This is a genomic window from Parasphingorhabdus sp., from assembly GCF_048269915.1.
In the GTDB taxonomy this organism is placed as follows: domain Bacteria; phylum Pseudomonadota; class Alphaproteobacteria; order Sphingomonadales; family Sphingomonadaceae; genus Parasphingorhabdus.
The window spans coordinates 287317-303015 of the sequence record NZ_JBLWTY010000001.1 but is presented as its reverse complement, the minus strand read 5'-3'; the positions used below and the strand labels follow the sequence as shown (position 1 = coordinate 303015).

The following is a 15699-nucleotide window of genomic DNA, read 5'->3' as shown; positions in this document are numbered from 1 at the left end:
CCGGAACGCCGGCTTCGAACGTATCGTCACCCTTGACGATCGCTTCGTAAACCTTGGTCCGGCCGATCACGTCATCGGACTTGACCGTCAGCATTTCCTGCAGCGTGTAAGCCGCGCCGTAAGCTTGCAATGCCCAGACTTCCATTTCCCCGAAACGCTGTCCACCGAACTGCGCCTTACCACCCAGCGGCTGCTGCGTGACGAGCGAGTAGGGACCGATCGAACGGGCGTGGATCTTGTCGTCGACCAGATGGTGCAGCTTGAGCATGTAGATGTAGCCCACGGTCACCTTGCGGTCGAACTTGTCGCCGGTCCGGCCATCATAAAGATTGACCTGACCACTGCGATCCAGACCTGCCAGTTCGAGCATGTCGGAAATATCGCTCTCGTGCGCACCGTCAAAGACTGGCGTACCCATTGGAACACCGTGGCGGAGATGGCCGACCATTTCGATGATCTCGGCGGTGTCACGGCTATCAATATCTTCATGATATTGTTCACCGTAGATAACCTTCAGCCGTTCCTTGACTGCATCCGGCGGGGGTGCCGCTTCGGGGTCTGGATTTGCCAAACGCCAATCTGCCAGTGCTTCGGTAACCTGCTGGCCGAGACCACGTGCAGCCCAGCCAAGGTGGGTTTCGAAAATCTGTCCAACGTTCATTCGCGAAGGCACACCCAATGGGTTGAGCACGATGTCAACCGGCGTACCATCTTCGAGGAACGGCATATCTTCCTGCGGAAGGATGCGGGAGATAACCCCCTTGTTGCCGTGACGTCCGGCCATTTTGTCACCAGGCTGCAGCTTGCGCTTCACCGCGACAAAAACCTTGACCATCTTGAGGACGCCCGGTGCCAACTCATCGCCGCGTTCCAGCTTCTCACGGCGGTCTTCGAACCGTTCGTTGATCAGCTTGATCGCTTCGTCATATTGCTGACGGGTCGCTTCAAAATCGGCCTGAACCTTGTCATCCTTGACCGCAATCTTCCACCAGTCGACCTGTTCCAGTTCGGAAAGGCTTTCTTCGGTGATCGCTGCACCCTTTTTCATCGGCTTCGGCGCGGAAGTCGCGGTCTGGCCGATCAACATGTCTTTCAACGTATTGAAGGTTGCGCGGTTGAGGATGGCGCGTTCGTCGTCCCGGTCCTTGGTAAAGCGCGAGATTTCTTCGCGTTCAATGGCCAAGGCGCGTTCGTCCTTGTCGATGCCGTGGCGGTTGAACACCCGGACCTCGACAACGGTGCCCGCAACACCGGGTGGCAGGCGCAGCGATGTGTCACGAACGTCCGATGCTTTTTCACCAAAGATAGCGCGCAGGAGCTTTTCTTCCGGCGTCATCGGGCTTTCACCTTTTGGCGTGATCTTGCCGACGAGAATATCGCCTGGTTCGATTTCAGCACCGATATAGACAATGCCCGCTTCGTCGAGGTTGCGCAACGCTTCCTCACCGACATTCGGAATGTCGCGGGTAATATCTTCAGGACCCAATTTGGTGTCGCGGGCCATGACTTCAAATTCTTCGATATGGATCGAGGTGAAGACGTCGTCTTTCACGATCCGCTCGGAGATAAGGATACTATCCTCATAGTTGTAGCCATTCCACGGCATGAACGCGACGAGGCTGTTTTTGCCGAGAGCCAGTTCACCCATGTCGGTCGAAGGACCGTCGGCCAGTGTATCACCTTGCTGGACAATATCGCCCACCTTCACCAGCGGACGCTGGTTGATGCAGGTGTTCTGGTTGGAACGCTGGAATTTCTGCAGCGTGTAAATATCGACGCCGGACTTGCCAGCTTCAACCGCACCCGATGCGCGAATGACGATACGGGTAGCGTCTACCTGATCGACAATACCGGCGCGCTTGGCTGCAATGGCGGCACCGCTGTCGCGAGCCACGGTTTCTTCCATGCCGGTACCGACAAACGGTGCTTCGGCTTTCACCAAAGGCACAGCCTGACGTTGCATGTTCGATCCCATCAATGCGCGGTTGGCGTCATCGTTTTCCAGGAAAGGAATAAGCGACGCGGCAACCGAGACCAGCTGTTTCGGGCTCACGTCCATCAAGGTGATGATGTCGCGCGGGGCCATCAGGAATTCGCCTGCCTGACGAGAGGAAACAATTTCCTCAACAAAAGCGCCATCATCGGTCAGCTCGGCGTTTGCCTGTGCGACCGTGTGCTTCTGCTCTTCCATCGCGGAGAGATAGACCACATCGTTGGTCACCTTGTTGTCGACGACTTTCCGATAGGGCGTTTCAATGAAGCCATATTGGTTGACCCGGCTGAATGAGGCCAGCGAGTTGATCAGGCCGATATTCGGACCTTCGGGCGTTTCAATAGGACAGATGCGACCATAATGGGTCGGGTGAACGTCGCGGACTTCAAAGCCGGCGCGCTCGCGGGTCAGACCTCCGGGCCCCAGCGCCGACACGCGGCGTTTGTGGGTAACTTCCGAAAGCGGGTTGGTCTGGTCCATGAACTGGGAAAGCTGAGACGAACCGAAAAATTCGCGAACGGTCGCAACTGCAGGTTTCGCATTGATCAGGTCATTCGGCATCACGGTGGATACGTCGACGCTGCTCATCCGCTCCTTGACGGCCCGCTCCATGCGAAGCAGTCCGACCCGATATTGGTTTTCCAGCAGTTCGCCGACCGAACGGACCCGGCGATTGCCGAGATTGTCGATGTCGTCGACTTCGCCCTTGCCGTCTTTCAGATCGACCAGGGTTTTGACAACCGCAAGAATATCTTCCTTGCGGAGAATTGTATAATCAGCTGGCGCATCCAGTTCGAGGCGCATGTTGAGCTTTACACGGCCGACGGCGCTCAGGTCATAGCGCTCAGGATCGAAGAACAGGCCTTCGAACAGGGCTTCTGCCGTTTCGCGCGTTGGCGGTTCACCTGGGCGCATGACGCGATAAATATCGGATAGCGCGCCGTCACGATCTTCGGCCTTGTCAACTTTCAGCGTGTTGCGGATCCACGGACCGGTTGTGACATGGTCAATGTCGAGCAGTTCGAGCTGGTCGATCCCGGCATTGTCAATCTTCTCGAGATTTTCGCCGGTCACTTCGTCGCCGGCTTCGATGTAAATCTCGCCGGTTTTCTCGTTGATCAGGTCAAAGGCGCTGTAGCGACCGAAAATTTCCTCGGTCGGGATGACGATGTTTTCCATACCATCGGATTCCGCCTTTTTCGCGGCACGTGGCGTGATCTTGGCACCCGCTTCAAAGACAATTTCACCGCTCTGCGCGTCGACAATATCGAAAGTTGGCTTAATTCCGCGCCATTGTTCGGCGATAAATGGAATCGTCCAGCCATTCTTGGCGCGCTTGTAAATGATCCGCTGGTAGAAAAGATTGAGGATATCTTCTTCTGAATAGCCCTGCTTGACGATCTTGACGATTTGGGCGCTCTTGGTGCGGCCTTCATCTTCAATCTTGCCCTGAATGTCAATTGCACCCATGGGTTCACGGATGGTGATCAGGCTGCCGTCGATTTCGAGAATCTCGGCTGGCTGTTTCATGCCGGCCACGCGAACCATTTCGCCCACCTTGAAATCGGGCTTTTTCTCTTTGACCTCGAGGATTGCGTCACCCAGCGAACGCAGCAATGCGGTCACCGGCAGCTTGCGCTTGCGGTCAATACGAACGTTGACGATGTCTTTTGCGTCAAATTCGAAATCCAGCCACGAGCCGCGATAGGGAATAACGCGCGCAGCGAACAGGAATTTGCCGGACGAGTGGGTCTTGCCGCGGTCATGATCAAACAGCACGCCGGGCGAACGGTGCATCTGGCTGACGATAACGCGCTCCGTGCCGTTGATGACGAACGTGCCGTTCTTGGTCATCAAAGGCATGTCGCCCATATACACGTCCTGTTCTTTGATATCGAGAACGGAGCGGGCTTCGGTTTCAGGGTCAACTTCAAACACGATCAGGCGAAGGGTGACCTTCATCGGTGCGGCATAGGTAATGCCACGCTGACGACATTCTTCGACATTATATTTGGGCTCTTCGAGCTGATAGTTGACGAAGTCCATTTCGGCAGTGCCGGCAAAATCACGGATCGGGAAAACGCTGCGCAGCGTTTTTTCGAGGCCGGAGACATATCCGATTGATGGATCAGAGCGCAGGAACTGTTCATATGATTCGCGCTGAACCTCGATGAGATTCGGCATCTCGATGACTTCGTGAATATCGCCGAAAATCTTGCGAATGCGTTTCTTGCGGGTGGGGGTCGGAGCCGTCGTTTTGACCGAAGCTGCTTGGGTAGCCATATCGTTTTGCCTTCTCGCCATCGCCGGAAAACCGGCGGAAAATCAAAATGTGGAGACGCTTCAAGACGACAAAAGCCGCACGTCTCCCGAAGCGGGAAACTGCAGCTTTTTAGCGTCCTGAAAACCGTACAGAATTCATTTCTTTTGGCGCGCCGCGCGACTGCACGCCCTGTCTCGAAATCTGTGGTGAGCGCAGGATATAGGGAGATGTTGGATTTCGGTCAAGAGGGCGTGTCGGACATTGCTGCCGCTCATTGTTCGTTCTTGATCGGTCCGCCGTCAGTCGCGTGGCGCGGTCGCTCTGTTTTGCCACCTTTCGGATCCCCAGATACGGACCAGTCGATCCACACGATCCTTGAAGCCGCCGCGCAAGCTGCCTGCATTGGAACATTGCTTTTTCTCGACCATACAGGCTTCCCCCGTGTCGAGGCGGAGAGTCGTAATTGCTGATGCGCTTTCAGCAATCCCGATCTGGGTCGGGTGCTTGAGATCGCCAATCGTCATTAGTACCGGTTTTTCGGGAATCTCGGGTTTTTTACCGTTTAACAGCGACAGGATGATCGCGCGATAATCACTCAACCCGATCGGGCCGCGGGCCGTAACGCCCGCGCGGTTCGTGACCAGGAACGTGCCATTCTGGCGGATATTGATATTATGGCCGTGCCCCAGAAAACCGTCCTCGAACAGATCTTCTCCGTGGTCGCCGGTTATGACCACCACACTAGTGTCCCACACGCCGTCGCGCTTCAATCGTGAAACCAGTTTTCCTAGCTGTTCATCCGCATAGGATATGGCGTTCCAGTAAGTCTCCTGCAGCCTATGCCGGTTGTCAGCCTTAATGTCAGACCGGGGCAAAGGGCTGTCGATAAGGTTGAGCGGCATGCCCTCGTGATAATAAGGGAAATGCGGCGACTGGAAATTGAAGTAGAGAAATTGCGGCTGTTGCCATTTCGATGGCTGCTGATATTGGTCTGCAAAGGCCTTGAGAAGATGCTTCTCGTCCACCAGAATTGAGCCTTTTGCGCCGTTGCTATAAGCGCGCAGATGTTTCAGCTTTTCTCCATCCATGAAGATATCGGCATTCTCGCGCATGCCGACGGTTTCTGAAATATCCCCGAAATCCTCCGGCTGGCCGGAGAAAATGGCGATTTCATAGCCGCTGGCCTTGAGCTCGCGGAACAGTGAGGGGGACTTGGCGGCAGGCTCCAGCGCGCCGCCGAACAGGGATTTGAGCGAAGCGGTGGTGAAGCCCACATGGCTGAAGACCGGGGAAACAAGACTGCCGGATTTCGCAATGGCTTCGAGGTTGGGGGCCACCGGTTTGCCATTGATGCGTTTCCCGATTGTGTCATGGCGTGCACTTTCCATCACGATCAGAATGAGGTTGGGGTGATGGTCCGATATCAGGCTGAACGGCGGCTGCGGTGTGACCGGCAGCAGCTGCAGATCGCCGCCATATCCGTCTTCGTCAATGCCGTTGCCCGGAATATCCAGCGCCTGCGGATAGCGAGTGCTGTCGAACGGATGCCGATCCGGCCTATTGGCAATCCATCCATAGCCGTCACCATCAAAATCGGTGATACGGTTCGCTCCCTGCGTAAACAGGCCCCATGCGAGCGTGCGGTTCAGCCCGTTTCGCACATCGATCGACACAGCAGGCACCATGATCGCGAGCAACAGGGTGAAAGCCATGAAACTGATCGCGACGCGGCCATAGGCAGGCCATTCGGGATGACCGGCGCACAGCGGAAATTTGGCCAACAGCCAACGGAACGCGTAACGATAGCCGATCAGTCCGGCAACCAGCCCGGCGACAGCCAGAAAAATCTCGTTGGAAACAAACAGCAGGGAGTCGGTCAGGCTGCCGCCGCCCAGACTGGCCATCAGGGCAAAGCTCATCGTGTCGCTGAAATATTGATGCAGCTGAAATGTCAGGGCGAGCAGCAGAATATAGCCGCCACCGACAAGCGTCACCAGAAAGAACAAGGGTGGCCAGGAATATTGGCTCCGGAAGAGCCGGACGATGATCCACCAGACAGCGACGATCAGCATTGCCATGGAACCGAGATAGCCGATCATGAAGACGAAACGCTCGGTCAGCGTGTCAATCGCCTGTGATTGCCCAAAGCCACCGGTAAAAAGGCCGAATTTGCGATCGGCGAGTGCGAGCTCCAGCGCGGCAAGCATGCTCATCAGGCCGACTATGGTCGCGACCAGCTGCTTTCCCTGTCCGTTGCTTCCGATGAAATATTTTCGCATCCGCTTTTGCTTTAAATCCCGCACTTTACCTGCAAGCCAATGCTAGCAGACGGGGGTAAAAGGCAGGTTAAGCATGGCCGCTTCAGGCCTGTCAGGGCATAAGTTTGGCGGTTCCAGCTATGGTTAAGTGTCAGCGAAATCCGTCATCAAGACCACCTTGCGGACCATTTCCGAGTCATATTCCACCTGGCCGTCCAGAATCAGCATCGCGAGCCCGTGGACCAGCGACCAGGCGTGTAATGCGGCAAATTTGCGCTGTTCCGCAGACATGCTGTCGGGCATCCTCGCGGCAATGCCGGCGCGCAGTTGGCGAAAGGCTTCGCCCATCTCGGAGGAATTTTCGGCCTCCAGATCGACCTTGCCGACCCGGGCGTAGATCAGCCGCAACAGGGCAGGGTGTTTCACCGCCCATTCGACATAGGTGACGCCCACCTCGCCAAAGCCTTCCCGGCCACCACCGGCTGCCTCCGCCGCCCTGGCCTGATGCCAGCCGAGCCGGTTGAGCCCTTCGAGCGCCAGCGCATCGAGCAGCGCATCCTTGTTCGGAAAATGGCGATATAGCGCCGTAGCTGAAACGCCAAGATCGCGGGCGAGCGCGCGCAGGCCCAAGTCAGGATGCGCCTGGTCCTCGAGCCGCTCCATCCCCAGTTGCAGCGCCGCAGCGCGCAGATCGCCATGATGATAGGGTGCGGTCATTGGACAGGCGGGCATTGGAAGAATTGGAAGCATGTTGCGCCTCGCGCAGATGCAATGTTGACACTGTTAGCATTGATCGTCATGTTAACGGCATAAACATTACGAGTCGATTTGCCAATCCCGGTTTCAACCAGAAGGAATTTCCCATGGCTTCCGTCATTGAAAAAACCATCCGTGCCGCAGTTACGCCCGTCATGGGCGCGGTATCGAACTTCAACCGCAAGCGGCTGGAAACGCCCGAGGGCGGCCATCCTTATCTGACCGGTGTCCATCAGCCGATGACCGAAGAACTGACGCTGGCCGATCTGAAGGTGGAGGGAGAAATTCCGGCGCAGCTCGACGGCCGCTATCTTCGTATCGGTCCCAATCCGGTCGATCGCCCGGACGAGGCCAGCTACCACTGGTTTTCCGGTGACGGCATGGCCCACGGGGTGCGGATCGCAGACGGCAAGGCGCAATGGTATCGCAACCGCTGGATTCGCTCGAACAAGGTTAGCGATGCGCTGGGCGAGCCCCGCAAGCCGGGAACCCGCAAGCCGCGTTCGGACAATGCCAATACCAATATCGTCGGCATCAACGGCCGCACATTCGCGATTGTCGAAGCCGGCGCTTTTCCAGTCGAATTGTCTGCAGAACTGGACACTATTGCGCATAATCCGTTCGACAATAGCCTGAACCATGCCTTTTCTGCTCACCCCCATCTTGATCCGGCCACCGGCGAGATGCACGCGATCTGTTATGATGCGCCGGTGATGGACACAGTCTGGCACGTGGTACTGGACAAGGATGGTAGGGTCCGGCGCGAGGAGCCGATTCCGGTCCGGCAGGGGCCGTCGATCCACGACTGCCAGATCACCGAAAACCATGTGCTGGTGTTTGACCTGCCCGCGACCTTTTCGATGAAGCGACTGCTGGCCGGCTATAGCTTTCCCTATGACTGGAATCCCGACCATGGTGCCCGCGTCGGCCTGTGCCCGCGCGACGGGTCGGGCACGGATACCATCTGGTGCGATCTCGACGAGCCCTGCTATGTCTATCACCCGGCCAATGCGTTCGAGACCGAGGGTGGCACGGTGATCGTCGACGTTGTGGTGCACGAGAGCACCTATGCCCGTTCGACCTTTGGTCCAGGCGGGCAATGGTCGCGACTGGAACGCTGGACCGTCAATCCGGAAACCCGAAAAGTCGAGCGCAAGTTTCTTGATGACCGACCGCAGGAATTCCCGCGCTACGACGAGCGGCTGACGAGCAAAGCCTATCGCTATATCTATGATATCGCGCTGGCCGGACTCCCCGACGAACTCGACATGGCGGGGACCGAATTGTTCAAGCATGATCTGGAAAGCGGCAAGAAGCTGGTGCGCGACTTCGGCGCTGGCCGGCATCCTGGCGAATTTGTGTTCATACCCCGCGCTCCGGATTCCGCCGAAGACGCCGGCTGGCTGATCGGTCTGGTCATTGATGCAAACCAGGAAACCAGCCAGTTGCAAATCCTCAATGCCGATGATTTTCTGGGTGCACCCCAGGCCGTTATCCATCTGCCCCATAGAATTCCCCCGGGATTTCACGGCAACTGGGTAACCCGTTAAAGCAACTGATCAATGCGCGCTCTGCGCCGCATGTCGGACGCATGAACCACTATGTGATATTTCTCTCGGCGCTCGACGCGGTCCGCCGGCCAGTATATCCGGGCTTCTGGTTTCCGGCGCGCAAGTCCGGCAGCGTCGCGATCAACCCGCTTTTTTGCGGGCAATTTTTGGTGCGATTTTTGACATATTTCGTTCCAGGGATTGTTCGGAGATATCGCTAATTTTCGCGGTTCGATGGGGCGTTGGTGCTATCCGTCCGACGACTTCGGCGGCGGGTATTGCCTTGCTGAACAAATATCCCTGGACCTGAACGCAGCCTTCCCGCTTTAGCTGACTAAGCTGGTCGCTGCGTTCGACGCCCTCGGCGGTTGTTACCATGCCGAGACTGGTCGCGAGGCCGGTCACCGCTCGGATGATTGCCCGGCAATCTTCGCGGCTGTCCACTTCGTCGACGAAACAGCTGTCAATTTTGATTTTGTCAAACGGGAAGCTACGCAAATAGTTGAGCGAGCTATAGCCGGTACCAAAATCATCGAGCGCAACCCGCACGCCCAGCGAACGAATTTTGTGGAGCAGTTCCACATTGGACTGGTTGTCGTTCATCAATACGGATTCGGTGATTTCCAGTTCCAGCCGATGCGGCGCAACGCCGGTTGCTGCCAAGGCGTTGATGATCGTCGGCATCAAATTCGGGCTGCGCATCTGGGCCGGCGACAGGTTCACTGCAACGCTCAGATGTTCAGGCCAGTTGGCGGCCTCGTATAAAGCCGATCGGACAACCCACTCGCCAAGCTGAACAATCAGACCGGTATCTTCCGCGATCGGAATGAAAACATCCGGCATGATGATACCTTTTTCACTGTGATTCCAGCGGAGGAGGGCTTCATAGCCGACGGTCTCACTGGTCTCGATGTTGACCAGAGGCTGGTAGTGAAGCACGAGTTCGTCGCATTTTAGCGCCGCGCGAAGATCCATTTCAATATTGCGCCGTTCCACGACCGCATCATGCATTGATGGTTCAAAGACGGAGGCACAGCCACGTCCGTTTTCCTTAGCGTGATACAGCGCAATATCAGAATATTTGATCAGTTCGTCGCCGCTACTGGCGCTTTCGGGGGCCAGAGCGATGCCGATACTGACGCCGGTGACAACCGCTTGCCCTTCCACCATCACCGGTTCCGAGATTCGATGGATGATTTCGTCGGCAATTTTGATGACATGTTCGGTCGAGCCGCAATTGCGCAGGGAGATCGCAAATTCATCGCCGCCCAGACGCGCTACCATGCCCCCGATGCCAATCGCGTTTTCCAAGCGGTTCGCAACGATTTGAAGAATAATGTCTCCGGCGCTATGTCCCAATGCGTCGTTGATCGTTTGGAAATGATCCAGATCAAGATATAATACGGCCAATTTTTGGTCGTCTCTCCGGCGAATGACAGAGCGTTCCAGCGCTTGATGAAATAGGGTCCGGTTGGGCAAGTCCGTCAGACTGTCGAAATGGGCGAGGTGAGCAACCCGTGCCTCGTCTTTCTTGGCGCGTGTGATATCAGCCGCGACGCCGCGCACATGCTTGCTTTCGCCGCGCGCTGTCTTGATCCGCCGGCCGGATAATTTCCACCAGCGTTCTTTTCCGCCAATCTTTATCGGAACCTGAATGTCGCGAAACGCTTTGCCCGATGCCAGACTCTGAACAAGCTGGTTACGCTCGGTTGATTCCTCGAACAGATCAACCAGCGGCAAATTGCGCAGATCGCGTATCTCCATATTGACCGCGCTCGCGAAACGCGCAGACGGGTTGACGATCAAGTGATCGGCATTCACTTCCCAGAGCCAGTCAGAGCTTTGTTCTGCATAGTCAAACAGCAACAGTCGCACGGTTTCAGCCGCTTCTTTTTGTTTGGCGGCATGCAGATGGCGCTGAACAAAGTTGAAGAAGAACATTCGATAGATATAGTTGCTGCAGAGCGCGAAAAAGATCAGCAAAGCCGCCGCGCTGATTCCGCCATAGCCTTTTGCCACTATGAAAGCGGTCGCATAGCATAAGGTGGTAATTAGAAGATTATAATTTTGCGCGCGGGGAATGCTGCCATAGACAAACCCGCCCACAGCCAGGCCGCCCATTGCCAAAATTGCAACATCCAAACTATTTGGAATCTGTCCAAAGGCGAAGGGTATCGCCATGACACTGGAAAAAGCGGTGCTTATTATGATGCTTTCAATATGGATGCCCTTGATCACCGCTATATAGTCTGCAGTATCGGGGTCTAGCGCGACTTGGCGAAAATAGTTCCGGATGCCCATGAATCCGGCAACGGCCAAAGAGAAGCAGGCTATGGCGATAAAAGGCGCGTCGGCAAAGGTGAAGAGCACGAAGAGGGCATAAATGGCCAGCGGCAGAGTGATTATGATCCCAATGCGGGATATCTGGCCGAAGGATTTCAGCTGTTCCCGGGCGACAAGTTCCGAAGTCTCATGATCGGCATTGATCTTGAAGTTCCAAACTTTTTTTTGCATCTCCAGCAATCGCTGAAGTGTAATAGTCTCACCCATACTCAACCCCGAATGATCTGACATTACCTGTCACTATCAGGCATTAGCCCAATAGAGTTCTCACAAAGTTAATATTGGTAAATCCGGTGTTAGCCTAAGGGGCGACCCCTGTTTAAAGGCACGAATGAAGTCAGATCAGCGTCAAAAATTCGGCGGCAGCATCCGCCGCCCGTTTTGCCGCAGCCTCCAGATTGGCGTGAAAATCTCCGGAGCTATCGTTGTTCGCACCATCGGTAACGGCCTTGATCCCGGCCCAGGGAAGATCCAGCTTGGCGGCAATCTGGGCCACCGCCGCAGTTTCCATATCGACCAGGTCGGCTTTCAGCACATCGCGGAGATAGCCCGACCGTTCGGGGCATTTCACAAAACAGTCGGCGGTTGCAATGCGGGCCTGGGGCAGCGTGAGGGCTTCTGGCATCGGATGAGCCCGAAACGGGCTCCAGTCCGCTGGTCCGATCGGCCAGGCTCCCGCATTATAATGGGTGAAGCCATCATGTTCCCCAAATTTTTCGAGCGTACCATAATCCGCTTGCAGCGATTCATGCAGATAGAAGCAGTCGCCTTGCTGGTTGCTGACATGGCCGGCTGTGCCGATTACCAGGAAAAGATCGGGCTGGAAATGGCTGTGCATATAGAGTGCGGCGGCTCCGGCATGGACCTTGCCAATACCGGAACACAGGATTGTGACCTGCTTTCCACCATGGTCCAGCTGGCGGATTTCGCCGAGCGGACTGTCGAGACGAGTGGATGCATGATGCCGCCGGAACGCATCTGCCTCGTCCTGCACGCCGGTGATGATCGCTATATTTTTAGTCACCGGCAAAGGCCATCAACGCCATGGGCTTCAACCCGGCAGTGCTCAGCTTCGCCGCGCCGCCCAGATCGGGAAGATCGACGATGAACAGCGCTTGATCGACGATCGCTCCCTGGCCGCGCAACAGTTCTACGCCTGCCATAGCCGTGCCACCAGTGGCGATCAGGTCGTCGACCAGCAACACCCGCTGGCTCGGCCGGATGGCATCGACGTGCATTTCGATTTTGTCCGTGCCATATTCCAGTGCATAGTCGATGCTGACCGACTGGCCCGGCAATTTCCCCGGCTTGCGCAGCATGACCTTGCCCTTTCCCAGGGCATAAGACAGTGCCGCGGAAACGATGAAACCGCGGGCTTCTATGCCCGCGATCAGGTCGAAGCTCGCCGGATCAACCAGCGCAGCCATCCGGTCGATCGTTTGCCGAAATGCCGGTCCGTCGAGCAGCAGCGTTGAAACATCGCGGAACTGGATGCCCGGTTTGGGATAATCCGGGATTGTCCGGACAAGATCTATCAGGTCTTGATTGTCGGTCATATTATTCCCCGGAATCGCGAAAGCCCCTGTTCGCCCAGTGGCAATATCATGTCAATCATTCTACCGGGGAAAATGAACGCGCCGACCGGTCATGTCGGCCATAAAAAAGGCGGCTCCCCGACAGAGGAGCCGCCTAAAAGATACTTGTCATCCCCGCTTGTGCAGAGGCAACAAATGATCGTGGCTTACTTGAGTTCGACGGTACCGCCGGCAGCTTCGATCTTCGCTTTGATTTCTTCGGCTTCGGCTTTGTTGACACCTTCCTTGATTGGCTTCGGTGCGCCTTCGACCAGGGCTTTCGCGTCGGTCAGACCCAGAGCGGTAATCGCACGGACTTCCTTGATCACCTGAATCTTCTTGCCGCCGTCGCCGGTCAGGATGACGTCGAATTCGTCTTTTTCTTCAGCAGCCGCTTCACCGCCACCAGCAGCAGGGCCGGCAACAGCAACAGCAGCGGCAGCAGAAACGCCCCACTCTTCTTCCAGTGCCTTGGACAGTTCAGCCGCTTCCATCACGGTCAGTTTCGAAAGTTCTTCAACAAGTTTAGCAATATCAGCCATTTTATAACTCCAGATTTCTAATCAGTTTGTTTCAGTAAAAATTATTCACCCGTAGCGGCATAAGCGCCGACTACACGTGCAAGGGCTCCAGCAGGTTCCTTAACAACCCGAGCGATTTTCGTTTGTGGTGCAACAAGCAATCCAACAATCGTTCCGCGCAGTTCGTCGAGAGACGGCATGGAGGCCAGCGATTTCACGCCTGCTTCGTCGAGAAGGGTGTCGCCCATTGCGCCGCCAACGATTTCCAAACGTTCGTTGGTTTTTGCAAATTCGACTGCGATTTTCGCAGCCGCCACCGGATCATCCGATGTGGCAAGTGCGACCGGACCGGACAGCATATCTGCTATCGGGGCATAGTCGGTTCCTTCCAGAGCCAGCTTGGCGAGGCGGTTTTTCGAGACTTTGAAGCTTGCGCCTTCTGCCCGCATTTTCGTCCGCAGCTCGGTCGATTGAGCCACAGTCATGCCAAGATTGCGTGTCACCACGACCACCCCGGCCTGCTTGAAAACAGCGTTCAGAGCGGCAACCGCTTCGGTCTTTTGACCACGATCCATATTTTGCTCCTTCACGTGGACTGCGTTTTTGAGGCGCAATCCAATTCTAGTAACCGCCATTCTGAAACAGGTTCAGCATGGCGAGCGAAAGGATTGACCGAAACCAATCCTGTATAATCCGAAGGGGGGTTTTGGCTGCTTTGCCGCGTCTAATGCCGCTGGCTGCAAACCCGTGTGTTGCCACACGAAAAAACTGATCCCCGTCTAGGCTGGAAATTAAGAGAGGCATATTCCCCTCACCGGCTGTCTCGGACGGAAATTGTGATTCTTTTAAGGGAACCGCAATTTGTAGGGGAGCCATTAACGGGTGGGGCGGGGAAGTCAAGCGCTATGGGCCGATATGTGGATGTTTCACAGCAGAACGTTCGGGTTTCTGCTTCGCTTGTCTCGGCGGCAGCAGTTGCCGGTTTCTCATGCCGATTTGCAAGGCCCCGAACTATGGAAGCTCGGGGCCTTGTGTGCTTGATGGCATGCGATCAATGCAGAGAGAAATTGCACCGCACCTGGTAATGTCCGCCGTGATCCAGGAAGGTCACGGTCTCGGCCGGTGTGCTTGTCGATCCGTCACGGAAATGGTCCGGTGTATCAAGAATGACTGCCATGGAGCGAACATTCTCAAATACTTCGGGATTAACTGCTCCCGAGATCCACGCACCGAGCAAGCCGATCAGTGCGCCCAGTACTGCGCCGATGATGGACCCGATCAAGGGAGCGATAGAGGTGCCCAGAGCCGTGCCGATAGCAGCTCCGATAGCAGTGCCTGCTGCCACCGATACAGCGGTAATCAGCGCAGCCATATCCGCAGAAGCAGCGTCCGCGAAATCCTCAAGAATGTTAGCAAACTTGTCGTTGGCATCCCGTTCGGACATTAGCAGATTCACAATGAAAGTGTGAGGAAACTGGAGATTGGACAGCCCCCAATTGTCAAGAATATAGTGCGGTGTAAAATTTTGCGAATCCCCGGTTCGATAGCTGCCGGCGGACATTGGTCCGAAAACAGCTACAGACGCGCCAGCCGGTGCATTTTCCATGCCCGACGTACTGGCGCCTCCGAGTTCAATTTCATCCGCACCCATTTCACCGCCATCGGTATCGTCCAAGCATTCGACGTGATGCAGATTGAACCGGAGTTCCGAGTTCGGGACAGGCTGGCTCGAGGCAGGCGCTGCGGAGTTGCCGTCCGGGGAGGGAAGGAGAATGGCATAGGGCTTGAACTTCCAGCCCCAGATTTTCGCAAGGGTCCAGCGTGTACGCTTCGGTAAAGGTGCCATCGCCGACCAGGATCGAATTTTGAAACGCATCTCTGGTGTTAACTTTGCCAGCGCCGATAGAGCCGCCGCACGAATTCGCGCCTGCTTCTCATCTTGAATCTTTTTGCCGCTCTCGCGGTCTAGTTCCAATGGGCCGAATAATTTTGCAAGAGATTGTCTGTCAAATGCGCCGCTATCTGCCTGGATGTCGATCAACTTTGCTGCTTTCGCAAGCAGCATCGCATCACGGCCTTTGTCGGCCCCCATTTCTTCGGCAGACTGTTTCAGGAATTGCATGACCTTCTTGCTGCCGATCTTCTGGACATCCTTGGCCATGCGGGTCTTGTGCCAGTTGAACGCAAGCTCGCCATCGAACTTGTGGTCAGATTGCTGCAAAATGCTTTGCGCTTTCTTGTCTTCCTTGAGGATACGCGACAACTGCGCTGCTGGCTTTGCCTTGCCATTGAGCATTGTCTCCAATGCATCGGTCAGGACCATTGCACCCAAGCTCGTTTCGAACTCGTTCAATGCAATAGCCGCATCGCGCAAATCGTCATATTTTATCTCAATCATCTCGCTCATCGTCATTCTCCTTTATCATTGGTCAGGAGACCTG

General features: G+C 55.8%; 10 protein-coding genes. 1 reads left to right on the top strand and 9 read right to left on the bottom strand.

Features of this window, described 5'->3' with window-relative positions:
• From rpoB to ACN0WX_RS01430, 3 genes are all read right to left on the bottom strand, one after another.
• On the bottom strand, positions 1-4276 hold a 4276-nt coding region (gene rpoB, locus ACN0WX_RS01440; RefSeq protein WP_417620492.1), incomplete at its 3' end, for a DNA-directed RNA polymerase subunit beta.
• Positions 4277-4555: 279 nt separating this feature from the next.
• Entirely contained in the window at positions 4556-6535 is a 1980-nt protein-coding gene (locus ACN0WX_RS01435) for a sulfatase-like hydrolase/transferase (protein ID WP_417620491.1), read from the bottom strand.
• A 123-nt stretch (positions 6536-6658) separates the two neighbouring features.
• Positions 6659-7231 carry a TetR/AcrR family transcriptional regulator gene (locus ACN0WX_RS01430; protein WP_417620490.1) on the bottom strand — a complete coding sequence of 191 codons (573 nt, stop codon included), beginning with the start codon at positions 7229-7231 and terminating at the stop codon, positions 6659-6661.
• Positions 7232-7377: 146 nt separating this feature from the next.
• On the opposite strand from ACN0WX_RS01430, the gene ACN0WX_RS01425 reads away from it, so the two are divergent.
• Entirely contained in the window at positions 7378-8820 is a 1443-nt protein-coding gene (locus ACN0WX_RS01425) for a carotenoid oxygenase family protein (RefSeq protein WP_417620489.1), read from the top strand.
• 141 nt (positions 8821-8961) lie between these two features.
• Here ACN0WX_RS01425 and ACN0WX_RS01420 read toward each other — a convergent pair whose 3' ends face one another.
• The 6 genes from ACN0WX_RS01420 to ACN0WX_RS01395 all read right to left on the bottom strand — a co-directional run bounded on the left by ACN0WX_RS01420 (position 8962) and on the right by ACN0WX_RS01395 (position 15665).
• Complete coding sequence (locus tag ACN0WX_RS01420; RefSeq protein WP_417620488.1) at positions 8962-11334, bottom strand: EAL domain-containing protein; 2373 nt, start codon at positions 11332-11334, stop codon at positions 8962-8964.
• 166 nt (positions 11335-11500) lie between these two features.
• Positions 11501-12187: a purine phosphorylase gene (locus tag ACN0WX_RS01415; RefSeq protein ID WP_417620487.1), complete on the bottom strand. Its 687-nt coding sequence runs from the start codon at positions 12185-12187 to the stop codon at positions 11501-11503.
• Positions 12180-12719: an adenine phosphoribosyltransferase gene (locus ACN0WX_RS01410; RefSeq protein ID WP_417620486.1), complete on the bottom strand. Its 540-nt coding sequence runs from the start codon at positions 12717-12719 to the stop codon at positions 12180-12182. The genes ACN0WX_RS01415 and ACN0WX_RS01410 overlap by 8 nt, the downstream gene beginning before the upstream one ends.
• Positions 12720-12904: 185 nt before the next feature.
• A complete protein-coding gene (rplL, locus tag ACN0WX_RS01405) occupies positions 12905-13279 on the bottom strand; it encodes a 50S ribosomal protein L7/L12 (protein WP_417620485.1) in 375 nt (124 codons plus the stop codon).
• Between the two features lie 41 nt (positions 13280-13320).
• Positions 13321-13833, bottom strand: a complete 513-nt coding sequence (gene rplJ, locus ACN0WX_RS01400) for a 50S ribosomal protein L10 (RefSeq protein WP_417620484.1) — start codon at positions 13831-13833, stop codon at positions 13321-13323.
• A gap of 476 nt (positions 13834-14309) precedes the next feature.
• Entirely contained in the window at positions 14310-15665 is a 1356-nt protein-coding gene (locus tag ACN0WX_RS01395; RefSeq protein ID WP_417620483.1) for a hypothetical protein, read from the bottom strand.
• Between the last annotated feature and the right edge of the window lie 34 nt (positions 15666-15699).